We start from the raw sequence: 25483 nt of genomic DNA on the forward strand, positions 1-25483 counted from the left end.
TGAAGATGAACGCGATGCTGGAAAACAAACCCGCTCTGGCGCCCCGCAAGCACAAGCGCCGGCTGCCCACCGAACTGAGCATCTTTCTGGTGCTGATCGGCATTGGTCTGATCTTCGAGTTGTTCGGGTGGATCGTCCGCGATCAGAGCTTTCTGATGAATTCCCAGCGGCTGGTGCTGATGATTCTGCAGGTGTCGATCATCGGCCTGCTGGCCATCGGCGTGACCCAGGTCATCATCACCACCGGCATCGACTTGTCGTCAGGTTCGGTGCTGGCGCTGTCGGCGATGATTGCCGCCAGCCTGGCGCAATCGTCGGACTACACCCGCGCCGTGTTTCCGTCGCTGACCGATCTGCCGGTGTGGGCGCCCGTCATCGCCGGCCTTGGGGTGGGGCTGCTCGCCGGGGCGATCAACGGCAGCATCATCGCCATCACCGGCATCCCGCCGTTCATTGCCACGCTGGGCATGATGGTCTCGGCGCGGGGGCTGGCGCGCTACTACACCGGCGGCCAACCCGTGAGCATGCTGAATGACTCCTACACCGCGATCGGCCAGGGCGCCATGCCGGTGATCATCTTTCTGGTGGTCGCGGTGATCTTTCACATTGCCCTGCGCTACACCAAGTACGGCAAATACACCTACGCCATCGGCGGCAACATGCAGGCGGCGCGCACCTCGGGGATCAACGTCAAGCGGCATCTGGTGATCGTCTACAGCATCGCGGGTCTGCTGGCCGGGCTGGCCGGGGTGGTGGCGTCGGCACGGGCGGCCACCGGGCAGGCCGGCATGGGCGTTTCCTACGAGCTGGACGCCATCGCGGCGGCGGTGATCGGCGGCACGAGCCTGGCCGGTGGCGTCGGACGGATCACCGGCACGGTGATCGGCGCGCTGATCCTCGGGGTCATGGCCAGCGGCTTTACCTTCGTCGGCGTCGATGCCTACGTGCAGGACATCATCAAGGGCCTGATCATTGTCGTCGCCGTGGTCATCGATCAGTACCGCAACAAGCGCAAGCTCAAGCGCTGAGTCGTTCAGGCGTCATCAAAGAGGGCCTCATTGCAGGCCCTTTTCGTTTTTCATCGGTTTGAACCGATCACGCCACGGTCGGTCAGACACCATCTGCCTCGTTTCGAGGACGCCCGGGCCGGGTGAAGGGTGCGATCAAATCCCCGGCGCGACCCAATGCCACCGGGTATTGCGGCCCTTGTTGGACGAATCCTGATCAATTATGTTGCCGAGTACCGAACCCGGCCTTAGACTGCCGCCCCTCGTAAATTGAGTGCCAAGCGGCGCTTCGAGACTACGGCGCGTTTAATGCCAGGTTGAGGCGCACCTTTGAGATCGCCTTAATGCACGTTTTTTTATAGAGAAATCAATGACCAAGGAAAAGTTGCTGGCGATGCCGGCCGATGACTACATGAACGCCGAGCAACACGCGTTCTTCGTCGGCCTGTTGCAAGCCATGAAAGTCGAAATCCACGAGCGCATCGAGCAGAGCCGTATCGCGATCGAAAGCCTGGACACCCCGGCTGACCCTGCCGACGCCGCTTCCGTGGAAGAAGAGCGCCACTGGCTGGTGAACGTGATTGACCGCGATCAGCGCATGCTGCCTCAGCTGGAAATGGCCTTGAGCCGCATCGCTGACGACAGCTTTGGCTGGTGCGAAGACAGCGGCGAGCCGATTGGCCTCAAGCGCCTGCTGATCAGCCCGACCACCAAGTATTGCATCGAAGCTCAGGAACGTCACGAGCAGATCGACCGCCACCAGCGTCAGGCGTGATCCATCGGGTTCGACCGCCCGCAACGGGTGGTCGAGCCGTTCCCTTGCGCACCGTTCAAGCGCCTACCGTATAGCCCCCCCCCCCCCGTCGCAGCACATTCCGACCGACTACCACCAATGACTCATGGCGCATGGCCGCTATTTGGGCGTTTAATGCTTTCACAATAATGAAAGCAGGGCAGGTCCCGGACATGGATGCGAAAGGTCGTCACGCAGCAACACCCTCCCACCCCGCGCACGCGGCCGTCGACAGTCAGGTCGTCACCGGTTCGCGCTGGCTGACGCCCGCCCTGCAAAGCCTTGGCTTGTGCCTGCTGTTTGCGGCGATGGCGTGGGGTTATGTGTCCGTTTACGTGTGCCTGCCCGTCGCGCTGTTGATTCTGTGGTTGCCGCCGCTGTTCGCCGGCCGAACGCCGGTGGCGGCGGGAGAGGCGGGCGAAGACACCATGACCCGTCTGACCCGGGACCTGTCCCGAAGCACCAGTCACAACGCGTTGTCTGCTGCGGCCGTGGCGTTTTCGGTCAGGCAACTGGCGGGCAAGCTGCAGTCTCAGGTCAACGCGGCCGAGCAGATCGTCAGCAGCGCCGATGTGATGATCGCTACCGAGCGCGCCACGTCGACCCTCAGCCAGCAAGCGCTGACGGCCGCCAGCCAGGCGCGGGAGAGCAGCGGCGCCGGGCTCAACGTCCTCAACGCTTCCATCGGCCTGATGCACCAACTCAGTGAGCGGGCCGACAGCAGCCGTGAACTGATCGAAGCGCTCAGCCAGCGCAGCGAAGACATTCAGCGTGTGACGGCGGTGATTCAGTCCATCGCCAGCCAGACCAATCTGCTCGCCCTCAACGCCGCCATCGAAGCCGCGCGGGCCGGCGAACACGGCCGTGGCTTTGCGGTGGTGGCCGATGAAGTGCGCGGGCTGGCCGGGCGCACGGCGACGGCGACCAGTGAAGTCGGGGAGATGGTCGTTGATATCCAGCAGCGCACCCGTCAGGTGGTCGAGCAGATCCGGCAGTTGTCGGGCGACCTGAGTGGCGGCGTGGCGCAGGTCGAATCCACCGGTCAGCAACTGGCGAGCATCGCTCAGCTGGCGGTTGGCGTAGAGCAGCAAGTGGGTGAGATCGCGCGGGGCGCCCAGACCAATCAGGCGCAATTGAGCAGCCTGTTCGTGGCCGTCGAGCAAATGCGCAGCGACCTTGCCGTCAGCGATGACCAGACCCGGCGCCTGGCGCAATCGGCGTTGCAGATGGAGGAGCAGGCGGAAACCATCAGCGAACGCCTGGCCCAGGTCGGTCTGGATGACTATCACCAGCGCATTTACGACCTCGCCCGCGAAGGCGCCAGCCAGATCGCCGCCACGTTCGAGGAGGACATCGATCAGGGCCGGGTCAGCCTGACCGATCTGTTCGACCGCACCTATCAGCCCATCGCCAACACCTCGCCAGCCAAGTACCAGACGCGCTTCGACCGCTACACCGACCAGACGCTGCCGGCCATTCAGGAACCGCTGCTGACCCGTCATGAGGGTCTTGTGTTCGCTATCGCCTGCACCCAGCAAGGCTACGTGCCGACCCACAATCAGGCGTTCAGCCGACCTTTGACGGGCGACACGGCAGTCGACGCGGTCAACAACCGCACCAAGCGCAAGTTCGACGACCGCACCGGGATTCGCTGCGGCAGTCACCAGCAGCCGGTTCTGTTGCAGACCTACACCCGCGACACCGGCGAACTGATGCACGATCTTTCCGTGCCTGTCATGGTCAAGGGCCGGCATTGGGGCGGGCTGCGGCTGGGTTATAGGCCGGAGAAAAGCTGAGGACTGAGTGGCAAGCTACAAGCTTCAAGTGAAGAGCAGTGAGCAGTGATCGGGCGTCTTGTGGCTTGTCGCTTGAAGCTTGCAGCTCTTCGCGGAGCGTTAGTTGTGAGACTAAGGCCCTTTAATTATTTAAACGTCCGATATTGAAGTAGGAAGCGTCTGAAGTGCAGTTCCATCGGTTGACGGGACGTTAACTGCGATCATCCTGTGAGTATATGTCCGAATATGTAAATGCCTGTTCGGGACTCATGTCAGTACTCACGGATGAATCAAATGACAAAGAAAACTATCACTCACGCGTCGGCCGATTCCCGCACCGACGCGCCGGAAGTCACCGTTCGTCTCGGTGTGTTCTTCGACGGGACCGGTAATAATCGCGTCAATAGCCAGATAGGCGCCGACTGCGAGGCCATGGCGGAAGTCTACGGCGGCGTGCATATAAAAGAGTGTGGTGGCCGACACACTGACCCCGGCAGCAGTTACAGCAACAGCCCCACCAATATCGCGAGACTGGCCGGCTTATATAAGCAACAGCGCAAGGCGATCATTAAAGCCGACGGCCTGTATGTATATGGTGCGGTGTATGTCAGCGGCGTTGGCACCACCTCTGGCGGGCGCGATTCACGCGTGTCGGGCCAGGGCTTTGGTCGCGGCACCACCGGCGTGGTGGCGAAAGTGTCACGGGGCATCAAAAAACTCGCCGACGAACTTCAGATGTTTGAAAGCGATAACCCGGGTTGTGTCATCGGTGCGCTGGAACTGGACGTGTTTGGCTTCAGTCGGGGTGCGGCCTCGGCCCGGCATCTGGCCAACGAAGTGCTGAAAAAATCCCGGGGCGCGCTGGACCCGGTTCTGGACCCACGCAAACTGCCGCTGTCGGACAGCTTCTCATGGGCCAGCGGCAGCGTACGGTTGAAGGTTATCGGGCTGTTCGACACCGTGGCCGCCGTCGGTGGGATCTCCGATCTGGGCAGCGTTCGGGATGCGGTCAATAAACGGGTCAATCTGTTTCTGCCGCCCGGGTGCGCGCAGCAGGTGCTGCATTTGGTGGCCGGCGATGAGCATCGGCGCAATTTCGTCCTAAACAGCGTCAAGCCCGACTGGCCCCGGGAAATCGTGCTGCCCGGCAGCCATTCGGACATCGGCGGCGGCTACCAGCCCCAGGAAGTCGAGAAGGTGTCGCTGTTCCGGCCACGCCGCAGCCTGGCTTGCGTCAACACGCCCTACGACGAAACGGACGCCTGGCTGCAGGCCCACGCCGAGCTGTCCACCCTCGACGCCAGGCGTCTGCTCGACCCCACCGATGAGAGCGCTTCGCTGGGCGTTGAATGTTTCGAACGGTTTGCCAGCAGCTCACGCGGGGTCAAAACGGTGGTCGCGACGGTGACGCTGGAACGCCGCGTCTACAACCACCTTGCCCACGTTTACCTGCGGCTCATGCACACCCTGGCGAGTGACGAAGGTGTGCCGTTTTTGCCGATCCGTGATTCCGCAGAAATCACCCTGCCACCAGAATTGCGTCCCATCGCCGCCAAGCTGATCAGCCATGCAAAAGGAGAGGGCGGGGTGCTGAACGACGCCGAGCTGACGCTGTTGCATCAGCGCTACATCCATCGCTCGGCGCACTGGAACAACGCCCGACGCGATGCGCTGGTGGATGGCCTTTTCGTGCACGCGCCTGCGCGGAATGGGCGGCAGATGTTTTCCAATGTCGGCCAGCCCGGTTACCCACAGTGACCGGGCTGCCTTGAGGGGTTGGGGCACGATAATGGCGGATCAGGCAAAAAAATGGCGGCCTCGAAGGGCCGCCTTTTTCACACGTGCGCCGGGTCAGGTCGGCGTGTGCAGCAACACATTCAGCTCGTCAACGATGGGCGCCCAATCGTCATCCAGCTGAATCTTCTCCTTGAGCAGTCCGGCTTGATTCTCCGTCCAGAAATCGGCTTCGGAGACCTTCTCACCTTCCGGCAGTTGGTGCGCGGCGACAAATGCGTCGATGCTGGCCTGATCGGACTCCAGCCCCAGTTGTTCGAACAACATTTCAAGCGACGGCGTCATGATTTCCATTTTTTCTCCCGAACGGGTCAAGGACCCGGGTTGGCGTGTCAGTGAGTAACCTTCTGCTGCATGGGAGTACGCGCGGCAGGCAAGAGTTCTAACTGATTGCCTGAAGAGCCGCCGACACACCACGCGCTGTTAGTAGGACTGGCTTTAGCCGGGAAAGCGTCAGGTGGCACACCGCGAAATTAATGGTGCCCAATCAGGCCACTTCCCGGCTGAAGCCGGTCCCGCTAAAAAAATCGCATGGCTCTTTACTGGGGTGAATCCACCCCACTCAAACATCCGATGGCGTCTTGCCGTGTCGGGCCAGTCCCACCGAAACATCGTATGGCGGCAAAAACGTCATCGCAGCGGACGAAAGGGATATAGCCCGTATAGACTGACTGCCGGTAGAATCCGTACCCACGCCAGCGTCCGGCTTCAGGACGCACCATTTCTCGTTTTTTTCTCGCCCGGTCCGCTGTCCGGGCGAGTTCCTATCTGGTTGGGAGTTTGTACATTGGCAGTAGGTAATCTGGATACCCACGCGTTATTCGTGCTCGGCGACGTGCGCGCGAAGTTGGTGAAGCTATTCCAGGCGCGATTCGTTTACGTCATCGAACAATCCCCTGAAGGCATTTACATGTCGGAGATCGACACCGACACCGCACTGGTGGTCGATGACAAACCCGGTCTGGAGCTGAAAGTGGGTGACCACTTCCGTGCCGCGGTATTGCCCAGCCGCGAAGGCGGCAAGTTCGAAATCCGCTTTCGCGACATCAGGATGACCATCTATGGTCTGGGCGAATACGCGTTTGTCGAAGTGCCTGAAGGCCAGGGCATCGTGTTCAAAGAGTCCCACAGCATCTTCATGGTGTTCGCCGCCCACGAGCAGATTGAGTCCGGCCTGAGCACAGTCCTCAAAGCCGCCACCGCCAAAGCCGCGAAATGGCGCAAGGGCGAGCTGACGTTCAAAGCCAGCGAGTAAGCACCGCGCTTCAACACACCTGCACACGGAACGCGCCCACATCCCCCCACGCCACAAGCGATGGGTGGCGGGCATGCGTGCGTCCGGCTATCGCCAACGGCACAGCATCAATGCCCTTGCTGTCTGCCGTCGCTGACTTCAGGTGGTACGTCGTCACCGGCCATGCGCTTGCGAAAGAGTCCGGTGCGCGCCAGCAGCAAGGTGGTGACCGGCACGGTGATGGCGAGCAGGACCGGGATCAGCCACGCGTGCAGCACGGGACCTTCCTTCAGCGCCGAGAAGTAGACGATGGACGCCAGCGCCACGCACCACGCCCCGAGGGTCGACGCCAAGGCAGGCGGGTGCATGCGCTGAAAAAAGTCTTTCATGCGCAACAGACCCAGCGCGCCGATCAGCCCGAACAGGCTGCTCAGCACCAGCAGGACGGCGGTCAGCACTTCGACCCAGAACGGCAGAACCTGCAGCGAATTCATTCGATCACCTCGCCGCGCAACAGAAATTTGGCCAGCGCAAATGAGCCGACGAAGCCGAACAGTGCGATCAGCAGCGCCGCCTCGAAGTAGGTGTCACTGGCATAGCGAATCCCCAGCACCAGCATCATCAGCATCGCCAGGATGTACAGGTAGTCCAGCGCCAGCACCCTGTCCTGCGCCGACGGGCCTTTGAACAGGCGGATCAAGGTCAGGACCATGGCGAGGGTGAACACCGACAGCGTAAACAGAATCGCGTTTGTGAGCAGGGCGCTCATTGGAAAATCTCCATCAGTGGCCGTTCGTACGTGCTCTTGAAGTGCTCGATGAAGGCAGCTTCGTCGTCCAGATCGAACACATGCATCAGCAGCACGCTGCGATCCAGCGCCAGTTCAGACCAGACCGTGCCCGGCACCACCGTGCAGATCATCGCCAGCGCCGCGAGGCCGTGGGCGTCGTGCAGGTCCAGCGGCACCTTGACGAAGGCCGAGCGCGGTGGACGGCGGCCCGCGCGCAGTACGCCCCAGGCGACGGCCAGATTGGACACCACCACATCGCGGCCCACCAGCAAGAACAAGCGCAGTGCGGCGCCGGGTTTGCGGATTCGCGCGGGCGAAGGGCGCAACGGCGCGAAGATGTAGGGCGCGAAAAAGCCGAGCAGGGCGCCCAGCAGCAGGTTGCCCGGGCTCAGCGACAGGTTCAGCAACAGCCACAACCCCCACAGCGACAGCGACAACAGTGGCGCGGGAAACAGGCGCTTCATGGCTGCACCTCCGCCGCTGCCGAAGCGGGCCCCGGTATCGGCCTGGCTGCCTTGACGGAGAGCACGTATTGCTGCGGGTCATGCAGCGCCTGGGCGGTGTCCTGGGTGTAATGCAACAGCGCCTGGGCCTTGAACGTCAGCACGATGGCGCAGCCCACCAGCAAGGCGATCGGCAGGCATTCGTTGAGCCGCAGCAGTGGCGCCGCGTGTTCCTGGGGCGTCCAGAAGCGTTTGATGCCGACCCGCACGAAGGCAAACAGCGACGTCAGTCCGGAAATAATCAGCAGTGCCACCAGCGTCCAACTGTCGCCGCGAATGGCTTCGGCCTTCGCCACATCAAGGCCCAGCGGATTGAGCAGGGCGCTGATCAGCGTCAGCTTGCCGAGAAAACCCGACAGCGGCGGCATGCCGATGATCAACAGCGCGCAGGCAATGAAACTCAGGCCCAGAAACGCCATGGTCCAGGGGATGACGTGGCCGACCACGGCTTTCTGCTCGTCATCCAGATTGGTCCCCGGCACCGGGTGCAACGACTCCAGCGCCTTGGGCAACTGGTCGGCGTCCTCGTCGAGGGCGATGTCATTGGCCGAGCGTGAGCGTTCGATCAACTCCGCCAGCAGGAACATCGCGCTGAGCGCCAGGGTCGAGCTGACCAGATAAAACAGTGCGCCTGCGGTCAGGCTCGGCTGCGCGAAACCGACCGCCGAGAGCAGGATCCCCGCCGACACCAGAATGCTCAGACTGGCCATGCGCTCCAGGCGCTGGGCGGCCACCACTGAAATCGCCGCCACGGTCACGGTGGCCATGCCCCCCCAGATCAGCCAGTCCCCGCCGAAGAACGCCGACGCGCCGGCCTGACCGGAAAACAGCAGCGTCCACAGCCGCAGCAGCGTGTAGAAACCGACCTTGGTCATGATCGCGAACAGCGCCGCCACCGGTGCGCTGGCGGCGGAATACGCCGGCACCAGCCAGAAATTCAGCGGCCACATGCCGGCCTTGGCCAGAAACGCCACTGCCAGAATGGCCGCGCCCGCGTGCAGCAAGCCCAGATCGCCCTCCGGCACCTGAGGAATTTTCACGGCCAGGTCGGCCAGGTTCAGCGTACCGGTGACGCCGTAAATCAGCGCCGCGCCAATCAGAAACAACGACGAAGCCAGCAGGTTGATGGTGATGTAATGCAGGCCCGCCGACACCCGCGCGCGGCCCGAGCCGTGCAGCATCAGGCCATAAGATGCCGCCAGCAAAACCTCGAAGAACACGAACAGGTTGAACAGGTCGGCAGTAAGAAAGGCGCCATACAACCCCATCAGTTGAATCTGAAACAGCGCGTGGAAACTGGCGCCGGCGCGGTCCCAACGGGCCAGGGCGAAGAGCAGGGCGCAGAAGGCGACGATGCCGGTCAGCACCAGCATCAGCGCCGACAGGTGATCGACCACCAGCACGATGCCGAACGGCGCCTCCCAGTTGCCCGGCAAGTACACGCCGATGGAGCCGGTGGTGCCGGTCTTCTGCACCCAGATCATCAGCGTGATGGCGATCGCCAGGCCGAGTCCGGTGGAGAACAGGTTGATCCGCGCTTTCAGCGGGCGGTGTTTCTCGCCGAGCCACAGCACCAGCGCAGCGGTGAGCACCGGCAGCAGGATCGGTGCGACGATCAGTTGATTCATCACACTCATTCACCCAGCTCCCGGCCGTCGACGTGGTCGTTGCCGGTCAGACCGCGCGACGCCAGCAGCACCACCAGGAACAGCGCAGTCATGGCGAAGCTGATGACGATGGCCGTCAGCACCAGCGCCTGGGGCAGGGGATCGGTGTAATTGAGCAGGTCCTGGGGCACGCCGTCCTTGATGATCGGCTCCTTGCCGATGAACAGGCTGCCCATGCTGAAGATAAACAGATTGACGCCGTAGGACAGCAGGCACAGGCCCATCACGACCTGAAAGGTCCGTGGACGCAGGATCAGCCACACGCCGGAGGCGGCAAGCACGCCGATGGCAATGGCGATGACTTCTTCCATCAGATGGCTCCTTGTGAAATCGGACTGTCGGCCGGGACCGGTTCAATGGGCTGCGGCAGCGAGGTCGGGCGATGGCTGCGCACCGACTGGTGAGCCAGCGCCGTGAGGATCAACAGGGTCGAGCCGACCACCACCGCGTACACGCCGATGTCGAAAAACAGCGCGCTGGCGATGTGCAGGTCACCCAGTATCGGCAGGACCACATGCGCGGTGTGGGTGGTCATGAACGGATAACCGAGGGCCATCGAGCCCAGACCCGTGGCCAGCGCGAAGAACAGCCCGGTGCCCATCCAGCGCAACGGCCGCAGGCTCATGTTGGCCTCGACCCACTGGGTGCCGGCGACCATGTATTGCAGGATGAACGCCACCGACATGACCAGCCCGGCCACGAAACCGCCGCCCGGCTGGTTATGCCCGCGCATGAACAGGTACATCGAGACCACAAAAGCCACCGGCAACAGCAGGCGCACCAGCACCGCCGGCACCATCATGAAGCCCAGCGCGGTATCGGCGGCGTGACGCGGATTGACCAGATCGGTGACCACGTCACGGGCCAGCAAGCGCTGTTGCGCCGGCAGGGCGATGCTTTCTTTCGGCGGGCGGAAGCGCCGCAGCAGGGCAAAGACCGTCAGCGCCACCACGGCCAGCACGGTGATTTCGCCAAAGGTGTCGAAGCCACGGAAGTCCACGAGCATGACGTTGACCGCATTGGTGCCGCCGCCCTGGGCCAGGGCACGGCTCAGGTAAAACTCGGAAATGGCGTTCGGCGTCGGCCGCGTCAGCATCGCGTAGGACAACACCGCCATGCCGCCACCCACCGCCACGGCGAGGACGAAGTCGCGGATCCGCCGCACCTTGGCCCGGCGTCGCGCCTGGGACGGTGGTGGCACGTTTTCGTTACGTCGCGGCAGCCAGCGCAGGCCCAGCAGGATCAACACCGTGGTGACGACTTCTACCGCCAGTTGGGTCAGTGCCAGGTCCGGCGCGGAAAACCAGACGAAGGTCACGCAGGTCATCAACCCGCAGACGCTGACCATGGTCACGGCCGCCAGACGGTGGTACTTGGCTTGCCAGGCGGCGCCGATGGCGCAGGCAATGGCGATCAACCAGAGCATCACAAACACGCCGGAACCCGGGATCTTCGGTCGATCGCCCCAGCTCAGTCCGCTTTCGTACATCGGCACGAAACCGGCGACCAGCGCGGCCAGCACCATCAGAAACAGCTGCGCCTGCAAACGACGTGTGGTCAGCAGCCTCATCAGTCGGCGGGCGCCGCGCATCTTCCACACCAGCACGCGCTCGAACATGCGCTTGCCGTTCAGGCGCCACATCAGCGGCGGGCCATTGACCTGTTTGCGCTTGATCGGGCCGCGCAGCAGCAGGTACAGAACGATGCCAGCCGCCATGGCGATCAGGCTCATGATCATCGGCGCGTTCAACCCGTGCCAGATCGCCAGGCTGTACTCGGGGAGTTCACCCCCCACCACCGGCTGTGCCGCAGCGGCCAGCAACGGGCCAACGGAGTGCGTGGGAAAAATGCCGACGATCAGGCACGCCAGCACCAGCAATTCCACGGGCAGGCGCATCCAGCGCGGCGGCTCGTGGGGCGTGTGAGGCAGGCGCGTGGCTTTAGGGCCGAAGAACACGTCGACGGTAAAGCGCAGCGAATACGCCACGCTGAAGATCCCGGCGATCGTGGCGATCACCGGCAGGGCGATCTCGACCCAGTCGGTTGAGGTGATGAACACCGTTTCTGCGAAGAACATTTCCTTGGACAGGAAGCCATTGAGCAGCGGCACCCCCGCCATTGATGCGCTGGCGACCATGGCCAGCGTCGCGGTGTAGGGCATCAGCTTGATCAGCCCGCTGAGTTTGCGGATGTCGCGGGTGCCGCTTTCGTGGTCGATGATCCCCGCCGCCATGAACAGCGAGGCCTTGAACGTGGCGTGGTTGAGGATGTGAAACACCGCCGCGACGGCGGCCAGTGGACTGTTCAGGCCCAGCAGCAGGGTGATCAGCCCCAGGTGACTGATGGTGGAATAGGCCAGCAGGCCCTTGAGGTCGTTTTGAAACATGGCCGAATAGGCGCCGATCACCAGCGTGCACGCCCCCGCGCCGCTGACGATCCAGAACCACTGCTCACTGCCCGACAGCGATGGCCACAGGCGCGCCAGCAGGAACACCCCGGCCTTGACCATGGTCGCCGAGTGCAGATACGCCGACACCGGTGTCGGCGCCGCCATGGCGTGGGGCAGCCAGAAGTGGAAGGGGAATTGCGCGCTCTTGCTCAGCGCGCCGATCAGGATCAGCGTCAGCAGCACGGGGTACAGCGCGTGGGCGCGAATCGCATCGCCTGAAGCCAGCACGCGATCCAGGTCATAACTGCCAACAACATGCCCGAGCAGCATCATCCCCACCAGCAGCGCAAGGCCGCCCGCGCCGGTGACCATCAGGGCCATGTAAGCGCCGCGTCGGGCGTCGGCGCGGTGGTGCCAGTAGCCGATCAGCAGGAACGAGAAGACGCTGGTCAGCTCCCAGAAAAACACGATCTGAATGAGGTTGCCGGACATGACCAGTCCGAGCATGGCGCCCATGAACGCCAGAAAAAACGAGAAGAAGCGCGGCACCGGGTCGTCCGGCGACATGTAATAACGCGCATACAGCGACACCAGCGCGCCGATCCCCAGTACCAGCATCGAGAACAGCCAGGCGAAACCGTCCAGACGTAAAACAAAGTTCAGGCCCAGGCTGGGCAGCCAGAAGAACTCTTCTCTGATGACCCCGCCGTGGGCGATCTGTGGATACCACAATGCCACCTGCACCGCGCCAATCAAGGCGATCAGGCCGGCGAGGAGGGATTCACTGTTGCGTGCGTTGTGCGGCAAAAGCGCCGCCAGACAGCTGCCGATGAAAGGCAGAAGCAGTAGAACTATCAGGGACATAGGCTTCTAATCTGCGGAGAAATGTCAAGGATCATACGTGCCGGGTCCGGGATGACCAAACGCCAAGATGTCGCAGAATCCTACAAAGTTTGTAGGCAGCAGCGTAGTTGACAGTCTGGTTCGCGTAAGGTTGGCGGCTATCTGCCCTGTGGTGGGAGCGAGCTTGCTCGCGAAGGGGCCGAGGCAAAGTGCCGATTGGCGGCATGTACCGATTAGGCGACAATGCCGGCCTGTTTCCGGAGCCCCCTCATGTCTGATTCGATCGCCCCCCTGTCTGATTCCATTGAAAGGCCCGCCGTCGATGCCGTGCTCGACGCCACCGGCCTCAATTGCCCCGAGCCGGTCATGATGCTGCACCAGAAGGTGCGCGACCTGCCGCCCGGCGGCCTGCTCAAGGTGATCGCCACCGACCCTTCCACCCAGCGGGATATCCCGAAATTCTGTGTCTTCCTCGGCCACGAACTGGTGGATAAACAGGCGGGCGACGGCGAGTTCCTGTACTGGATCCGCAAGAAGCTCGACTGATTTGCGACCTACTCGCTGACGCGTTGCGCGTCACGCTGGCTCGACAGGACGCTGGCGCCTACACTGCGGCCACTCCAGGAGCCCTGACATGCGCATAGTTGCCGACGAAAACATTCCCTTGCTCGACGCCTTTTTCGCAGGCATCGGTGATATCCAGCGTTACCCGGGCCGCACACTCGACCGCGCCGCCGTCGCCGAGGCCGATATCCTGCTGGTGCGCTCGGTGACCCGGGTCGACCGCGCCTTGCTCGAAGGCACGCCCGTACGATTCGTCGGGACCTGCACCATCGGCACCGATCACCTCGACCTCGATTACTTCAAAGAAGCCGGCATTCAATGGTCCAGCGCCCCGGGCTGCAATGCCCGCGGCGTGGTGGACTACGTGCTGGGCAGCCTGCTGACCCTCGCGGAAATCGAAGGCGTCGGCCTCGCCGGTCGCACCTACGGCGTGGTCGGCGCGGGGCAGGTCGGCGGTCGCTTGATCAAGGTGTTGCGCGGCCTGGGCTGGAGCGTCCTGGTCTGCGACCCGCCGCGTCAGGCCAGCGAGGGCGGCGATTACGTCAGCCTCGACGAGATCATTGCCCGCTGCGATGTGATCAGCCTGCACACACCGCTGGATAAAACCGGCGACACGCCCACCTGGCACCTGTTCGACCGCGCCCGGCTGCAGCAGCTCAAGCCGGGCGCCTGGCTGATCAACGCCGCGCGCGGCCCGGTGGTCGATAATGCCGCCCTGCGCGAAGTGCTGCTGGAGCGCGAAGATCTGCAAGCGGTGCTGGACGTCTGGGAGAAAGAACCGGCGGTCGACGTCGAACTGGCCGAGCTGTGCGTCATCGGCACCCCGCACATCGCCGGCTACAGCCTCGACGGCCGGCAGCGCGGCACGGCGCAAATCTATCAGGCCCTGTGTGCGCACCTTGAGCAACCGGCGAACATTCGTCTTGAAGATCTGCTGCCCAAGCCGTGGCTGGCCGAGGTCACGCTGGATGCCGCCACGGACCCGGTCTGGGCGCTGAACACGCTGTGTCGCGGCGTGTACGATCCGCGCCGCGATGACGCGGATTTCCGCCGCAGTGTGGTGGGGGATGCCCAGAGCCAGCGCCTGGCCTTCGATGCCCTGCGCAAGCATTATCCGCCCCGTCGGGAAATCGACAGCCTGCGGGTTCGCCTCAACGGTGAGTCGACGACGTTGAGTCAGATCGTCGAGGCCTTGGGCGCCACCGTTGTCACCGCGTGAGTCACTCGCTGTATTTTTTGATGTAAGACCAGAGTGTCTCGGGCAGGCGGGGCGGAACGTGCTGCCAGAATCGGCGCATTCTCGGGAGTGCGGTGTAGGCCTCTTGCCAGGCTTCCAGGCGATCTTCAGCGCCTGAGACAGGGGCTTGGATCAGCGCGATGAAGCTGGCAAAGCTGCAGGGGGTGGGTAACGCTTCGCTGCGTTCGATCCGGTGCACCTGTTCCTGCAACGTGATTTCTGTGCCTTGTTCATTGGTGAACACGTACGGGGTCAGCGAGTCCACTCGATCACAGCGGCTGCTGCAGATTTTTTTGCGGTCTTTGAGCTCACCGAATCCGCGCTCGTACAGGGTGATGGTGGAGCCGCTCACCCTCATGCAAGCCTCCTCGAACGCATTGAGAATGACCTCGGCGTTCTCGATGCTCGTCTCGATGGTGGCGATATCGACAAAACGCTCGAGGGTCCCGGCTTCCAGCGCGTTGAAGGCGCGCCTGATGGTTGAAAGGTGCACGAAATCCTTCTTGCAGCCAATCAGGTGAACGTCGAACTGGTAGGCGGCCAGTGCCTGGCCCGAGATCACCGTGGCGAAGGCTTTGGTGTCCAGTGCGGTTTCCATCACGATGTTGAACGTGTTGCTGTGGGCATACGCAAAGATGCGGCTGCACAGCTCCCAGATGAAGGTTTCAGTGTGCTTGTAGCGGCGGGTCACGTCCTGATCGGCGAACTCGGCATAGCGCGGGTGCAGCTCGCGAAAATATTCCTGATAAAGATGCACGTAGTTGCCGTATCCGGGAATCTTGAGCAGCGTGTTGTTCAGCATGTAGGTCTTGCCGGACCCTTGTACGCCGGCGACCACCAGAATTTTCGGGGCGGGCTGCCCATCGTCTGCAATGTCCTTCGGCACATCGAAGATGGTATTCACAACTGCCTCAAATACGGCATCCAGTTCTTTTGGTGTGTAGGCGTAGTGAGTGTCGGTCATGGCAGGTCTTCCTTGAGTTGAGTCGGATTGACTGTTGAAAGTCCCAAGGACGTAATCGGAGTGCCCGCCGATGGGCAACGGAATAAACGCGCTGTGTATTGCAGAATGTTTATCGCGCCCATAAAAAACCCGGCGCCATGGCCGGGTTTCAGGCAGATCTGTGCATCAATCTTGTTTTTCGGGCTGCACCCAGTACTTCTCGCATTCCTGACAGGCAGCCTGAACCATTTCTTCAGTGATCAGGATTTCCTGCCCGTTTCTGTCGAGAATCGCGCCGCCCAGTTGCAGCTCAGGTTGCGGGCGGAACACGGGTTCTTGATTGCTGCTGCTTTGCAAGCTCATGGGCTGTCTCCTCATCAGGGGGTTGCGCGTTCATAGTAGCCACGCCCGCGTGACTGCGCCGTGACACCTGCTGCGGCCGATCTGCGTCGCGGTCGCGAGTCGTCGGGGAAGGCGGTGTGCAAGGCCCATGCACGCAGGGCGTGAGAACAATCCATGACTGACGGCGGCGCGCAGAGTTCAGCGAAAGCTGACGAGCGTGCGCGGGGAGGGAGGTGTAGGCTCTGCGACTGATTCGTCTTGCGAGTGTTCCCCATGGCTTCAGTTTTTTCCGGCCGTCAGCGGCATGCCATTCGTCTTGCCTTGCGCATGATCGCTCCGTACCGCAAGCAAGCCCTCGGCGCGTTGCTCGCGCTGGTGGTCACCGCCGGCATCACGCTGTCGATGGGGCAAGGCATCCGGCTGATGGTCGATCAGGGGTTCATGACCCGTTCGCCGACGCTGCTCAATGAAACCATCGGCCTGTTCATGGGGCTGGTGATCGCCCTCGCCATCGGCACCTTCGCGCGGTTTTATCTGGTGTCGTGGATCGGCGAACGGGTGGTCGCCGATCTGCGCAAGCAGGTGTTCGACCATCTGGTCAGCCTCCACCCGGGCTTCTATGAGAACAACCGCAGCTCGGAAATCCAGTCGCGCCTGACCGCCGACACCACGCTGCTGCAATCGGTGATCGGCTCGTCGCTGTCGATGTTCCTGCGCAACGCGCTGATGGTCATTGGCGGAATCATCCTGCTGTTCTTCACCAACCCCAAGCTCACCAGCATCGTCGTCGTGGCATTGCCGCTGGTGATCGCGCCGATTCTGATTTTCGGGCGGCGTGTGCGCAGCCTGTCGCGGGAGAGCCAGGACCGCGTGGCGGATGTCGGCAGCTACGTGTCCGAGGCCCTGGGGCAGATCAAAACCGTCCAGGCCTATAACCATCAGGAGCAGGATCGACAGCGTTTCGCGCAGACCGCCGAAGGCGCCTTCGAGACGGCACGCAAGCGTATTCTGCAGCGCTCGTGGCTGATTACCCTGGTGATTGTGCTGGTGCTGGGCGCGGTGGGTGTGATGCTCTGGGTCGGCGGGATGGACGTGATTGCCGGCCGCATCTCCGGGGGCGAGCTGGCAGCGTTCGTGTTCTACAGCCTGATCGTCGGCAGCGCGTTTGGCACCCTCAGCGAGGTGATCGGGGAAATGCAACGGGCGGCGGGCGCGGCAGAGCGGATCAGCGAGTTGCTGCAGGCGCGCAGCGAAATCACTGCGCCCGCCAGCGATCTGCTCACGCTGCCCGAGCGCATCAGCGGTCGCCTGGCGCTGGAAAACCTCAGTTTTGCCTACCCCTCGCGCCCGGAACGCAATGCCGTAGACGGCTTGAGCCTGAGCGTCGAAGCGGGGGAAACCCTGGCGCTGGTCGGGCCTTCGGGCGCGGGCAAGTCGACCTTGTTCGACCTGCTGTTGCGCTTCTATGACCCGCAACAGGGCCGCGTGTTGATTGAAGGCATCCCCGCCGAACGCCTTGATCCCCTGGACCTGCGCCGGTGCTTCGCCTGGGTGTCACAGACCCCTGCGCTGTTTTTCGGCTCGGTGGAGGACAACATTCGCTACGGCAACCCGGCGGCGAGTGTCGAGCAGGTGGAGGCCGCGGCGCGGATTGCCCATGCCCATGAGTTCATTCAACTGCTGCCCCAGGGTTATCAGACGCACCTGGGTGACGGCGGCATGGGCTTGTCGGGCGGGCAGCGTCAGCGGTTGGCGATCGCCCGGGCTTTGCTGGCCGATGCGCCGATTCTGTTGCTCGACGAGGCCACCAGCGCACTGGATGCCCAGAGCGAGTACCTGATTCAGCAGGCGTTGCCAACGTTGATGAAGGGCCGCACGACCCTGGTGATCGCCCACCGACTGGCGACGGTGCAGAACGCAGACCGAATTGCTGTCATGGATCAGGGGAGATTGGTCGCGGTGGGAACCCACCGCGAGCTGATTGCCAGCAACCCGCTGTACGCGCGGCTGGCAGCCTTGCAGTTCAATGCCGGGGTGGAGCAGGCCGGCTGAGCGCCGGCCTGAATCTGCGTATCAGTCTTTGCGGTATTCGCAGAGGTAGGCGGTTTCTTCGGTGGCTTCGACGTCGAATTTGACGTTCGCCGGGATCTTGAAATCCGTGCCGGCTTTGAATGTTTCCCAATCATTGGCGCCCGGCAGCAGCACTTTCAGCTCGCCTGAGATCACGTGCATGATTTCCCGGTCGCCGGTGCCGAAGTTGTATTTTCCGGGAGCCATGACGCCGATGGTCGCGTCGCCTGCTGCTTGCTTGAAGGCGATGGATTTGACGGTACCGTCGAAATACTCGTTGACCTTGAACATGGCTGAATTCCTTGGGAAGGGCTGGAAAGGGCCGGACAGTATGCCGAACGTATAAAAGGCCGTCATCCGCTTTGATAAATGCGTCACGCCCTAGCCGGGAATCACCAGCGGTAACAACCGTGCGGTATTGCGCGCGTCTGACAACGCCCGGTGCTGCTGGCCGTTGAAATGCATTCCCGCCAGTTGCAGCGCGGTGTTCAGGCCACAGGGCTTTTGCAGGTGACGGGCTTTGGCGAAGCGTTGTTTCAGGTTGATGTGGGGCAGGGTGGCGAGTTCGCTGGCGAGCCGGTGCTGATGCCAATCCTGTTGCAGTTGCTGGCGGTCGTAATCGCCCCAACTGGTCCAGGCCACCAGTCGCTCGCGGTGTTGGGCGATCCAGCGTTCGAACTGTGGCCATACGGCGGGCAGCGTCAAGGCGCTGTCGATGACGCTCTGCCGAATGTGCGTCAGCTCGCGGCAGAAGGGCGTGAGCAACGGCCGGCGCATGGGCCGCACGTAACGTTCGAAATGGTCGATTTCGCGCCCGTCCTGATTGACCAGCGACGCACCGATTTCGATGATTTCCATTTCCGCCACCGGCCACCCGCCCTCTTCGGTGGTGGCCTCCAGGTCTATCACCAGCCAGTAGGGCATTTCGAACTCCTGTCTCATAACCTGCGGCAGCGCCCTGGAGCGTAGCCACATCACGGCCCTTACGTCCAACTGCCGGCGCAGATGATCCATGATTGGGACTCGCGGCGGGCAGGAAGGTTTGCCGGGCCAGCGTCTTTTGTAGCGCCTGACTTGCATATGGCCGGGACAGCGCTTGCCTGGCCCCCATCCCTCGGCATAAATTGCAGGCGCATTGGTCCTCACATAAAGCGCTGCGCGGTCGATAATGCACAGGACAAGGACAGCTTCAGCCCGGATGTGGGCTAAAAGGGAAAGGGGGCAGCAAGGCGCAAGGAGGGCGAGAGTTGGAACGACAGAGGCGATTTAGCTTCCGTTTGACCGTTGTCTAATTGATCGCGAACGCATAGCTTACGTACTCCGTTTCGCCTGAGGTGCCTTTTCTTGATATCCACGCCCATGCGGATGGTTTTTAAAACCCTGCTGTTCACGACCACAACGCTGTGGGCCTGGCAGGTCGGTGCGACCCAGATCGTGCGCATTGGTGCAGCGCATTTCCCGCCGTATACGATTCGTCCCGAGCGCGGCGAAGACACCGGGCTGCTGCCGCAGATGATCAGCGCACTGAACGCGATGCAGACCGAATACCGCTTCGAAGCGGTGCCCACGTCCATCCCGCGCCGGTTTCGCGATTTCCAGCAGGCACGCTTCGACATGGCCATTTTTGAAAACCCCGACTGGGGCTGGAAAGGCATTCCCCACGAAGCGGTCGATATGGGGCTCGAAGACGCTGAAGTGTTTGTCGCCCATCGCTTGAAGGGCAGGACCCAGACCTATTTCGATGAGCTGCATGGCAAGCGCCTTGCGCTGTTCAGCGGCTATCACTATGCGTTCGCGGGGTTCGACCCCGACCCTAAATTTCTTGCCGACAACTACAACGCCACGCTGACCTATTCCCACGACAGCAACTTGCTGATGGTGCTGCGTGACCGCGCGGACATCGCCCTGGTGACGCGCTCCTACCTGAGCACGTTCATGTCGAACAACCCGCAGGACGCCGATCAGTTTCTGATCTCGGACCGGGTGGATCAGGTCTATCGCCACTACGCGCTGTTGCGTCCGGATGCGCCCATCAGCGGCGAGCGCTTCAGCGAACTGCTGCGGCAGCTCCGGGAGAACGGGGAGATGTTCAAAATCTTTCAGCCGTTTCGTATCGCGGTGACACCGCAGTCCACCCGTCGCGCGGTGGCGTTGGGCGACAGGAAGGAGGGGGACTGACGAGGGCACCTATTACCGGCGGAGGAAGCGCGGCGCAAGAGGGGGAGGGCGCGATGCGGGAGCGCCGGCAGCGTGCTCCCGCAATGGGCTTTAACCGTATCGTTTGGCGGGCTGACTCAGCGGTCCCGCGCTTCTTTTGCGTCCATCTCGGCATTGCGCTCGTGGACACGCTTGAGCTGTTCATCAGTCAGGGGCAGTTTCTTCGCTGAGTCCTTGAGCATCAGCAGACCGCCGACGATCGAGCCGATTGCAACGACCAGAATTAACCAGGCATACCAGGGCATAACGCTCTCCTTCTTGTGATAGAGGTTGGAGCAGCGACGCTGCCCAGTGGTTCAATTGTAGAAGATGCCCGACGCCTGGTGCGTGTCGGGCAGGCATTTACCGATTGCCGGGTCCCGTCCTGCGGGATGTTCGGCTACAATGCGCGCCGATTTCGACTTGCCAGAGAACCCGCTCATGTCCGCCTGCCAGACCCCCATCATCGTCGCCCTGGATTTCCCGACCCGCGAAGCCGCGTTGAATCTGGCTGATCAGCTGGACCCCAAGCTGTGCCGGGTCAAAGTGGGCAAGGAGCTGTTCACCAGCTGTGCATCGGACATCGTCGAAACCCTTAACGGCAAGGGCTTCGACGTGTTTCTGGACCTCAAATTCCATGACATTCCCAATACCACGGCGATGGCAGTCAAGGCCGCTGCTGAGATGGGCGTATGGATGGTCAACGTGCACTGCTCAGGCGGCCTGCGCATGATGGCGGCCTGCCGTGACGTGCTGGATCAGCGCACCGGCCCCAAGCCGCTGTTGATCGGCGTCACCGTGCTGACCAGCATGGAACGCGAGGATCTGGCCGGGATCGGTCTGGACATCGAGCCCCAGGAGCAAGTGCTTAGGTTGGCGGCGCTGGCTGAAAAAGCCGGGATGGACGGTCTGGTGTGTTCCGCACTGGAGGCCCAGGCGCTGAAAACCGCGCATCCGTCACTGCAACTGGTGACCCCGGGCATTCGTCCGGCTGGCAGTGCGCTGGATGATCAGCGCCGCATCCTGACGCCGCGTCAGGCACTGGATGCGGGGTCTGATTATCTGGTGATCGGCCGCCCGATCAGCCAGGCGGCCGATCCGGCGAAAGCATTGGCTGCGGTGGTGGCAGAGCTGGCGTAAAGCACGCCGGCGGCTGCTGGACTCGATCCTGCAGGAGCGCGCTTGCCCGCGATCACGGTATGTGAGCGACACAAGGTACCGCGTCACACGTCGTAATCGCGCGTATCCCGTACCACCGGTTTCTCACTCAGAAACCGCTGCGTTTCAGGATCGAGTCCATGCTTTCCTTCGATGGCCGGCCGTAGAACTTCAGCAATTCCGAAGCCCGGTTGGTGAAGAACCCGTCCACGCCTTGTTCGCTGATCGTCTTGAAATCCACGGCGTCATCTACGGTGTACGGGTGAACGATCATCCCGCGATCATGGGCCATTTTGTTCATCCACGGCTGCACCAGGTCACTGTAGCTCTGGTCCCCGCCGTTCTTCAGCGCTGCCGACGGCCCGGTCCCTACGGCGCCGTGGGCTTTGGCCCAATCCACCCAGGCGGCGAATTCCTCTTTCGATTTCACCTGCTGGCTGGCGTAGAAGCTGGCCTTGTCCTTTGCGCCCGAATCCTTGAATGTCTTGCCCGAAGCCGTTTCGATCGAGCCGTCACCCAGCCACAGCAGCAGCACTTTCGGCGTGTCGGGCATGCTCTTCTGCAGCAATTCCAGGCTTGGTTTCTCAAAGGTCTGCAGCACGACGCGGCCCGGCATGTGGGCGACGTTGACGTAGCCTTTCTCGGCGGCAGGGCGCTGGCTCAGCCAACCGCGCTGATCGAGTTTCTTCTTCAAATCTTCTTCGATCCCCGGGAACTGTGCCGGCACCTTGGTTTCGATGTACAGACCGGGCTTGTTCTTGCCGCCTTCGGCGATGTCGATGACTTCGTCCAGCGTCAGAATCTTCAGCCCGGCGTAGGTGGCGCGGGCGCGATCGGGGTAGGCCTTGTTGAACCAGGAGCCGGCGTCAAGGCGCTTGATTTCTTCCAGCGTGAAGGTGTTCAGCGGGTCCTTGGCCCGTTGCGGATAGACCTCGGCGATGTTGGTCGTGCGCTCCAGCGTGTTGTCATGCAGCGCGATGAGCACGCCATCCCTGGTGCGCTGAATGTCCATCTCCAGGTAGTCCGCGCCCAGTTCGCGGGCCAGCGTGTAGGAAGGAATAGTCTCCTCGGGCGCATTGAACGAAGCACCGCGATGGGCAATCACCGCCGGCCACGGCACACCGATCTTCGCCGCCAGCGCCCGACCCGGTGCGTTGCCGGTGTCAGCGGCGGCCATGGCCACGGCAGATGACAACAACACGCCGGCAATCGCGGCGCCGCTCAACGTTCTGGATAATCCTTTCAACATGGTTCTGACGTTCCTTTTCTGCATGTCCGTTCATGGCGCAGCCGTTGCCGCACCGCGTGGCACATCGTTTTGTCGTGACGAAATCGGGTGTCGCAGGGGGCAGACCTTAAACAGCAACGGGCATGACGGGCAACCTGGGTTGTCGTTATGCGGGGGGTTGCTGTCGGTTTGAGTGGCGATTGAGCGCCACCAGTTTCCGGGTTTTTTATGACATTGAGGTGCCGACGGGCGCTAACGGTCGACTACGTCTCGGCGACTTTCTTGCGCGGTCGCCCGCCTTTTGCCCCGTTAGCCTTCGAAGCGGTGGCTTTTGCCGCACTGACACGCCGTCCGTTCCGCGCCGCGATCAGGCTACCGGCAACGCCCATGAGCGACTCGCTTGCCGAAATCATGCCCGAGATCGACAGGTGCAAATCGCGATGCGCAAGGCAGATAGCCTTGCCGCCGAAGCCCAACTCGATCTGCTCGAGCTCGTCGACTGAGAGCTCGCGCAGCTCGCGGTAATTGGCGACAGGGAGGAGGAGGGCTGTCTGGTCAGAAAAACCGATGGCCAAAGCATTCAGCTCACTCAGAAAACGTAACGTTGTCGGCTGAATGCTCTGCGCAGTGTGTTTGCGGCCCTGATCGATGGCCTGATTAAGGACCCGCTGGGTAACGGGCTGATCATCATGTTCCCGCGCTTTGATCGTCTTCATAACTCAATCTCCAGTGGATCGACGTACCCTGCGAGGTACAGCTGCGTTTTATAGGTGTAAGCGTCATAGGTGCTTTTGACGATCTTTGATATCTGAGGCTGATCAAGGTGGTTAGAGACGACTTCTTCGGACCGTGAGCTCCATCCCATATTCTCCAGGCAAAGTGTGCTGCGGCTACGCCACCAGCAGTCCCTTGCCTTGCGCAGGTACGATTAATGGTCCAGCTGCAGCCAACAGAGTTGAACGTGGATCAGCGCAATGAGCCAGAACTCAACAGCAACAAAAGTTGACCGGGGGGGCCGCAGAGGGGCGTGCACCGTTCCGGCTCAGGATTTTTTTATGGTTGGCAACCCTGCCCAACCGCTCTCACTCGCGCTACTGTCAGCTCCACGAATTTCGCGCAGCGGAGGGATGATGAAAACGGTGTTGGTGCTGGTTGAGAGCGTGAACATGTATTTGCCGATTCTGGAAAGCAGCGGCTTTCGCCTGATTCTGGCGCCGACGCCGGCGATGCGCGCCGAGGCGGTGGCGAACGGGGGCGAGGAGATTGACGCCGTGTTGACCCGTGGCCCGTTGGGGTTCACCGCCGAGGAAATGGCCGCGCTGCCAAACCTCGGCATCATCTGTGTGATCGGGGCGGGCTACGAGCGCGTCGACCTCGAAGCCGCCGAAGCGCGAGGCATCGTGGTGACCAACGGGGCAGGGGTAAATGCTCCGACGGTGGCGGACCACGCGATGGCCTTGCTGCTGGCGGCGGTCCGCGACATTCCCCAGGCCGACGCGTCGGTACGCCGCAACGAATGGCGCAAGGTCACACGGCCCTCGTTCGCCGGCAAACGCCTGGGCATTCTCGGCCTTGGCTCGGTCGGGATGGCCATCGCCAAACGCGCGCAGGGGTTTGACATGGTCATCAACTATCACAGCCGTTCGCCCCGGGCGGGCGTGGATTTCAAGTATTGCGCGACGCCGCTGGCGCTGGCGGAAGCGTCTGACTTTCTGGTGGTGGCAACGCCGGGCGGCGGGTCGACGCGGCACCTGATCGACAAGGCCGCCATCGAAGCGTTGGGCGCCGAGGGCTTCATCGTCAACATCGCCCGGGCCAGTGTTGTCGACACCGATGCGCTGATCGACGCGCTCAAGCAGGGCCGCCTGGCTGGGGCGGCGCTGGACGTGTTCGACGATGAACCGCAGGTCCCCGATGCCTTGAAGGCGCTGAACAACGTGGTTCTCACGCCGCACCTTGCGGGGCTGTCGCCGGAAGCATCGCGCGACACCGTGCAAAGGGTTGCCGACAACCTGCTGGCGTTTTACGCGGGCAAGCCGGTGCTGACGCCTGTTCACAGCTGACGATCAGTGGTCTGGCACTCTCTGACAAAAAAGGAATCGTGCATGTCTTCATCTTCTGTGTTGAAAGTTGCTTTGGTGACGGGCGCCGGGAGCGGCATTGGCCGTGCTGTGGCGCTGCAATTACTGGCCGACGGTTTTGCTGTCGTGCTGGCCGGTCGTCGGTCTGAACCGTTGCAGGCGCTGGTTGAACAGGCCGAGGCTGCCGGTCAGCAGGCGCTGGCGGTGCCGACGGACGTGCGCGATCCGGCCAGTGTCGAGGCGCTGTTCGCTACCATTGAACGCACTTTCGGCCGGCTGGACGTTTCGTTCAATAACGCCGGCATCGGCGCACCCGCTGTACCGATGGATGAGCTGTCGGTCGAGCAGTGGAAGAACGTCATCGACACCAACGTCACCGGGATGTTTTTGTGCGTGCGTGCAGCGTTCGGCCTGATGCGGCGCCAAGTGCCCCAAGGCGGCCGGATCATCAACAATGGCTCGATTTCCGCGCACACGCCACGTCTCTTCAGCTCGCCTTATACGTCCAGCAAACACGCCGTGCTGGGCCTGACCAAAAGCACCGCGCTGGACGGCCGGCAATTCAATATCGCCTGCGGTCAGATCGACATTGGCAACGCCCTGACTGAAATGACCGATCGCATGACCAAAGGCGTCTTGCAGCCTGACGGTGAGCTGCAAGTCGAGCCGACCATGAATGTGCAGCACGTGGCTGAAGCGGTGAGTTACATGGCCGGGCTGCCACTGTCGGCCAACGTGCTGAACATGACTGTCATGGCCAGCAGCATGCCGTTTGTGGGACGTGGCTGATTGACCGGGGCGGCTCGTTGCGTTGAGTTGCGTTGTTTTGTCCAAGAGCTGGCGGGATCCGTCCAACCCGGCTGAAGGAT

The 25483-nt window shown here is 62.2% G+C and carries 26 protein-coding genes; 12 read left to right on the forward strand and 14 right to left on the reverse strand.

The window, feature by feature from the left end:
* Positions 1-5 precede the first annotated feature (5 nt).
* The 4 genes from SLW74_RS14920 to SLW74_RS14935 all read left to right on the forward strand — a co-directional run bounded on the left by SLW74_RS14920 (position 6) and on the right by SLW74_RS14935 (position 5333).
* Positions 6-1028 carry an ABC transporter permease gene (locus SLW74_RS14920; RefSeq protein WP_065986264.1) on the forward strand — a complete coding sequence of 341 codons (1023 nt, stop codon included), beginning with the start codon at positions 6-8 and terminating at the stop codon, positions 1026-1028.
* A gap of 349 nt (positions 1029-1377) precedes the next feature.
* Complete coding sequence (locus SLW74_RS14925) at positions 1378-1782, forward strand: TraR/DksA family transcriptional regulator (protein WP_065986217.1); 405 nt, start codon at positions 1378-1380, stop codon at positions 1780-1782.
* Positions 1783-2492: 710 nt separating this feature from the next.
* Positions 2493-3596 carry a methyl-accepting chemotaxis protein gene (locus SLW74_RS14930; RefSeq protein WP_410929383.1) on the forward strand — a complete coding sequence of 368 codons (1104 nt, stop codon included), beginning with the start codon at positions 2493-2495 and terminating at the stop codon, positions 3594-3596.
* Positions 3597-3869: 273 nt separating this feature from the next.
* A complete protein-coding gene (locus tag SLW74_RS14935) occupies positions 3870-5333 on the forward strand; it encodes a T6SS phospholipase effector Tle1-like catalytic domain-containing protein (RefSeq protein ID WP_410929347.1) in 1464 nt (487 codons plus the stop codon).
* 93 nt (positions 5334-5426) lie between these two features.
* Here SLW74_RS14935 and SLW74_RS14940 read toward each other — a convergent pair whose 3' ends face one another.
* Positions 5427-5663 carry a DUF2789 family protein gene (locus SLW74_RS14940; protein ID WP_065986220.1) on the reverse strand — a complete coding sequence of 79 codons (237 nt, stop codon included), beginning with the start codon at positions 5661-5663 and terminating at the stop codon, positions 5427-5429.
* Positions 5664-6156: 493 nt separating this feature from the next.
* Between SLW74_RS14940 and SLW74_RS14945 the strand changes: the two genes are divergently transcribed.
* On the forward strand, positions 6157-6624 hold the full coding sequence (locus SLW74_RS14945; protein WP_410929348.1) for a hypothetical protein: 468 nt from the start codon (positions 6157-6159) through the stop codon (positions 6622-6624).
* A gap of 107 nt (positions 6625-6731) precedes the next feature.
* Here the strand turns inward: SLW74_RS14945 and SLW74_RS14950 are convergent, their stop codons facing one another.
* Genes SLW74_RS14950 through SLW74_RS14975 form a run of 6 tightly spaced genes read right to left on the reverse strand, consistent with a single transcriptional unit; the run spans position 6732 to position 12816 of the window.
* Positions 6732-7097, reverse strand: a complete 366-nt coding sequence (locus SLW74_RS14950; RefSeq protein WP_410929349.1) for a Na+/H+ antiporter subunit G — start codon at positions 7095-7097, stop codon at positions 6732-6734.
* Entirely contained in the window at positions 7094-7372 is a 279-nt protein-coding gene (locus tag SLW74_RS14955) for a K+/H+ antiporter subunit F (protein ID WP_065986223.1), read from the reverse strand. Before SLW74_RS14955 ends, SLW74_RS14950 begins: the two co-directional genes overlap by 4 nt.
* A complete protein-coding gene (locus SLW74_RS14960) occupies positions 7369-7857 on the reverse strand; it encodes a Na+/H+ antiporter subunit E (RefSeq protein WP_065986224.1) in 489 nt (162 codons plus the stop codon). Before SLW74_RS14960 ends, SLW74_RS14955 begins: the two co-directional genes overlap by 4 nt.
* Positions 7854-9533 (reverse strand): monovalent cation/H+ antiporter subunit D, encoded by a 1680-nt coding sequence (locus SLW74_RS14965; RefSeq protein WP_065986225.1) that lies wholly within the window; start codon positions 9531-9533, stop codon positions 7854-7856. Before SLW74_RS14965 ends, SLW74_RS14960 begins: the two co-directional genes overlap by 4 nt.
* Positions 9530-9874 (reverse strand): Na+/H+ antiporter subunit C, encoded by a 345-nt coding sequence (locus tag SLW74_RS14970; protein ID WP_065986226.1) that lies wholly within the window; start codon positions 9872-9874, stop codon positions 9530-9532. The genes SLW74_RS14965 and SLW74_RS14970 overlap by 4 nt, the downstream gene beginning before the upstream one ends.
* Positions 9874-12816 (reverse strand): monovalent cation/H+ antiporter subunit A, encoded by a 2943-nt coding sequence (locus SLW74_RS14975; RefSeq protein WP_065986227.1) that lies wholly within the window; start codon positions 12814-12816, stop codon positions 9874-9876. Before SLW74_RS14975 ends, SLW74_RS14970 begins: the two co-directional genes overlap by 1 nt.
* 249 nt (positions 12817-13065) lie before the next feature.
* Here SLW74_RS14975 and tusA point away from each other — a divergent pair, with 249 nt between their 5' ends.
* Together tusA and pdxB are read left to right on the forward strand one after the other, a co-directional pair.
* Entirely contained in the window at positions 13066-13341 is a 276-nt protein-coding gene (tusA, locus tag SLW74_RS14980; protein WP_192134779.1) for a sulfurtransferase TusA, read from the forward strand.
* An 88-nt stretch (positions 13342-13429) separates the two neighbouring features.
* Positions 13430-14578, forward strand: a complete 1149-nt coding sequence (pdxB, locus tag SLW74_RS14985) for a 4-phosphoerythronate dehydrogenase PdxB (protein ID WP_410929350.1) — start codon at positions 13430-13432, stop codon at positions 14576-14578.
* Between the two features lies 1 nt (position 14579).
* Here pdxB and SLW74_RS14990 read toward each other — a convergent pair whose 3' ends face one another.
* The gene (locus SLW74_RS14990; protein ID WP_296307430.1) at positions 14580-15560 is read right to left on the reverse strand and encodes a zeta toxin family protein; all 981 of its coding nucleotides are present in this window, start codon (positions 15558-15560) and stop codon (positions 14580-14582) included.
* A 165-nt stretch (positions 15561-15725) separates the two neighbouring features.
* Positions 15726-15902, reverse strand: a complete 177-nt coding sequence (locus tag SLW74_RS14995) for a PA1571 family protein (RefSeq protein ID WP_166650608.1) — start codon at positions 15900-15902, stop codon at positions 15726-15728.
* A gap of 252 nt (positions 15903-16154) precedes the next feature.
* On the opposite strand from SLW74_RS14995, the gene SLW74_RS15000 reads away from it, so the two are divergent.
* A complete protein-coding gene (locus SLW74_RS15000) occupies positions 16155-17933 on the forward strand; it encodes an ABC transporter transmembrane domain-containing protein (RefSeq protein WP_410929351.1) in 1779 nt (592 codons plus the stop codon).
* A gap of 21 nt (positions 17934-17954) precedes the next feature.
* Here the strand turns inward: SLW74_RS15000 and SLW74_RS15005 are convergent, their stop codons facing one another.
* Together SLW74_RS15005 and SLW74_RS15010 are read right to left on the reverse strand one after the other, a co-directional pair.
* A complete protein-coding gene (locus SLW74_RS15005) occupies positions 17955-18242 on the reverse strand; it encodes a pyrimidine/purine nucleoside phosphorylase (protein ID WP_065986230.1) in 288 nt (95 codons plus the stop codon).
* 90 nt (positions 18243-18332) lie between these two features.
* Entirely contained in the window at positions 18333-18875 is a 543-nt protein-coding gene (locus SLW74_RS15010; protein ID WP_065986231.1) for an exonuclease domain-containing protein, read from the reverse strand.
* A gap of 441 nt (positions 18876-19316) precedes the next feature.
* On the opposite strand from SLW74_RS15010, the gene SLW74_RS15015 reads away from it, so the two are divergent.
* Positions 19317-20129, forward strand: coding sequence for a substrate-binding periplasmic protein (locus tag SLW74_RS15015; RefSeq protein WP_244657039.1), 813 nt, complete (start codon positions 19317-19319; stop codon positions 20127-20129).
* A gap of 116 nt (positions 20130-20245) precedes the next feature.
* Here SLW74_RS15015 and SLW74_RS15020 read toward each other — a convergent pair whose 3' ends face one another.
* Entirely contained in the window at positions 20246-20413 is a 168-nt protein-coding gene (locus SLW74_RS15020; protein ID WP_065986232.1) for a DUF2897 family protein, read from the reverse strand.
* A 175-nt stretch (positions 20414-20588) separates the two neighbouring features.
* Here SLW74_RS15020 and pyrF point away from each other — a divergent pair, with 175 nt between their 5' ends.
* Positions 20589-21287 (forward strand): orotidine-5'-phosphate decarboxylase, encoded by a 699-nt coding sequence (pyrF, locus tag SLW74_RS15025; RefSeq protein ID WP_167355761.1) that lies wholly within the window; start codon positions 20589-20591, stop codon positions 21285-21287.
* 127 nt (positions 21288-21414) lie between these two features.
* Here the strand turns inward: pyrF and SLW74_RS15030 are convergent, their stop codons facing one another.
* Together SLW74_RS15030 and SLW74_RS15035 are read right to left on the reverse strand one after the other, a co-directional pair.
* Positions 21415-22554, reverse strand: coding sequence for a glycerophosphodiester phosphodiesterase (locus tag SLW74_RS15030; RefSeq protein WP_410929352.1), 1140 nt, complete (start codon positions 22552-22554; stop codon positions 21415-21417).
* A gap of 242 nt (positions 22555-22796) precedes the next feature.
* Entirely contained in the window at positions 22797-23249 is a 453-nt protein-coding gene (locus SLW74_RS15035; RefSeq protein WP_410929353.1) for a DUF2442 domain-containing protein, read from the reverse strand.
* 414 nt (positions 23250-23663) lie between these two features.
* Here SLW74_RS15035 and SLW74_RS15040 point away from each other — a divergent pair, with 414 nt between their 5' ends.
* Both SLW74_RS15040 and SLW74_RS15045 read left to right on the forward strand, forming a co-directional pair.
* Positions 23664-24596, forward strand: a complete 933-nt coding sequence (locus SLW74_RS15040) for a 2-hydroxyacid dehydrogenase (protein WP_410929354.1) — start codon at positions 23664-23666, stop codon at positions 24594-24596.
* 42 nt (positions 24597-24638) lie between these two features.
* Complete coding sequence (locus SLW74_RS15045) at positions 24639-25403, forward strand: SDR family oxidoreductase (protein ID WP_410929355.1); 765 nt, start codon at positions 24639-24641, stop codon at positions 25401-25403.
* The last annotated feature ends 80 nt before the right edge of the window (positions 25404-25483 follow it).

The organism is Pseudomonas sp. W5-36 (assembly GCF_046540455.1).
Lineage (GTDB): Bacteria > Pseudomonadota > Gammaproteobacteria > Pseudomonadales > Pseudomonadaceae > Aquipseudomonas > Aquipseudomonas graminis_B.

What these genes read in the sequence shown, in the direction of transcription:
- SLW74_RS14920 (WP_065986264.1), top strand. Translation starts at nt 6, where the DNA reads ATGAACGCGATGCTGGAAAACAAACCCGCTCTGGCGCCCCGCAAGCAC.
- SLW74_RS14925 (WP_065986217.1), top strand. Translation starts at nt 1,378, where the DNA reads ATGACCAAGGAAAAGTTGCTGGCGATGCCGGCCGATGACTACATGAAC.
- SLW74_RS14930 (WP_410929383.1), top strand. Translation starts at nt 2,493, where the DNA reads ATGCACCAACTCAGTGAGCGGGCCGACAGCAGCCGTGAACTGATCGAA.
- SLW74_RS14935 (WP_410929347.1), top strand. Translation starts at nt 3,870, where the DNA reads ATGACAAAGAAAACTATCACTCACGCGTCGGCCGATTCCCGCACCGAC.
- SLW74_RS14940 (WP_065986220.1), bottom strand. Translation starts at nt 5,663, where the DNA reads ATGGAAATCATGACGCCGTCGCTTGAAATGTTGTTCGAACAACTGGGG.
- SLW74_RS14950 (WP_410929349.1), bottom strand. Translation starts at nt 7,097, where the DNA reads ATGAATTCGCTGCAGGTTCTGCCGTTCTGGGTCGAAGTGCTGACCGCC.
- SLW74_RS14955 (WP_065986223.1), bottom strand. Translation starts at nt 7,372, where the DNA reads ATGAGCGCCCTGCTCACAAACGCGATTCTGTTTACGCTGTCGGTGTTC.
- SLW74_RS14960 (WP_065986224.1), bottom strand. Translation starts at nt 7,857, where the DNA reads ATGAAGCGCCTGTTTCCCGCGCCACTGTTGTCGCTGTCGCTGTGGGGG.
- SLW74_RS14965 (WP_065986225.1), bottom strand. Translation starts at nt 9,533, where the DNA reads ATGAGTGTGATGAATCAACTGATCGTCGCACCGATCCTGCTGCCGGTG.
- SLW74_RS14970 (WP_065986226.1), bottom strand. Translation starts at nt 9,874, where the DNA reads ATGGAAGAAGTCATCGCCATTGCCATCGGCGTGCTTGCCGCCTCCGGC.
- SLW74_RS14975 (WP_065986227.1), bottom strand. Translation starts at nt 12,816, where the DNA reads ATGTCCCTGATAGTTCTACTGCTTCTGCCTTTCATCGGCAGCTGTCTG.
- tusA (WP_192134779.1), top strand. Translation starts at nt 13,066, where the DNA reads ATGTCTGATTCGATCGCCCCCCTGTCTGATTCCATTGAAAGGCCCGCC.
- pdxB (WP_410929350.1), top strand. Translation starts at nt 13,430, where the DNA reads ATGCGCATAGTTGCCGACGAAAACATTCCCTTGCTCGACGCCTTTTTC.
- SLW74_RS14990 (WP_296307430.1), bottom strand. Translation starts at nt 15,560, where the DNA reads ATGACCGACACTCACTACGCCTACACACCAAAAGAACTGGATGCCGTA.
- SLW74_RS14995 (WP_166650608.1), bottom strand. Translation starts at nt 15,902, where the DNA reads ATGAGCTTGCAAAGCAGCAGCAATCAAGAACCCGTGTTCCGCCCGCAA.
- SLW74_RS15000 (WP_410929351.1), top strand. Translation starts at nt 16,155, where the DNA reads ATGGCTTCAGTTTTTTCCGGCCGTCAGCGGCATGCCATTCGTCTTGCC.
- SLW74_RS15005 (WP_065986230.1), bottom strand. Translation starts at nt 18,242, where the DNA reads ATGTTCAAGGTCAACGAGTATTTCGACGGTACCGTCAAATCCATCGCC.
- SLW74_RS15010 (WP_065986231.1), bottom strand. Translation starts at nt 18,875, where the DNA reads ATGCCCTACTGGCTGGTGATAGACCTGGAGGCCACCACCGAAGAGGGC.
- SLW74_RS15015 (WP_244657039.1), top strand. Translation starts at nt 19,317, where the DNA reads ATGGTTTTTAAAACCCTGCTGTTCACGACCACAACGCTGTGGGCCTGG.
- SLW74_RS15020 (WP_065986232.1), bottom strand. Translation starts at nt 20,413, where the DNA reads ATGCCCTGGTATGCCTGGTTAATTCTGGTCGTTGCAATCGGCTCGATC.
- pyrF (WP_167355761.1), top strand. Translation starts at nt 20,589, where the DNA reads ATGTCCGCCTGCCAGACCCCCATCATCGTCGCCCTGGATTTCCCGACC.
- SLW74_RS15030 (WP_410929352.1), bottom strand. Translation starts at nt 22,554, where the DNA reads ATGTTGAAAGGATTATCCAGAACGTTGAGCGGCGCCGCGATTGCCGGC.
- SLW74_RS15035 (WP_410929353.1), bottom strand. Translation starts at nt 23,249, where the DNA reads ATGAAGACGATCAAAGCGCGGGAACATGATGATCAGCCCGTTACCCAG.
- SLW74_RS15040 (WP_410929354.1), top strand. Translation starts at nt 23,664, where the DNA reads ATGAAAACGGTGTTGGTGCTGGTTGAGAGCGTGAACATGTATTTGCCG.
- SLW74_RS15045 (WP_410929355.1), top strand. Translation starts at nt 24,639, where the DNA reads ATGTCTTCATCTTCTGTGTTGAAAGTTGCTTTGGTGACGGGCGCCGGG.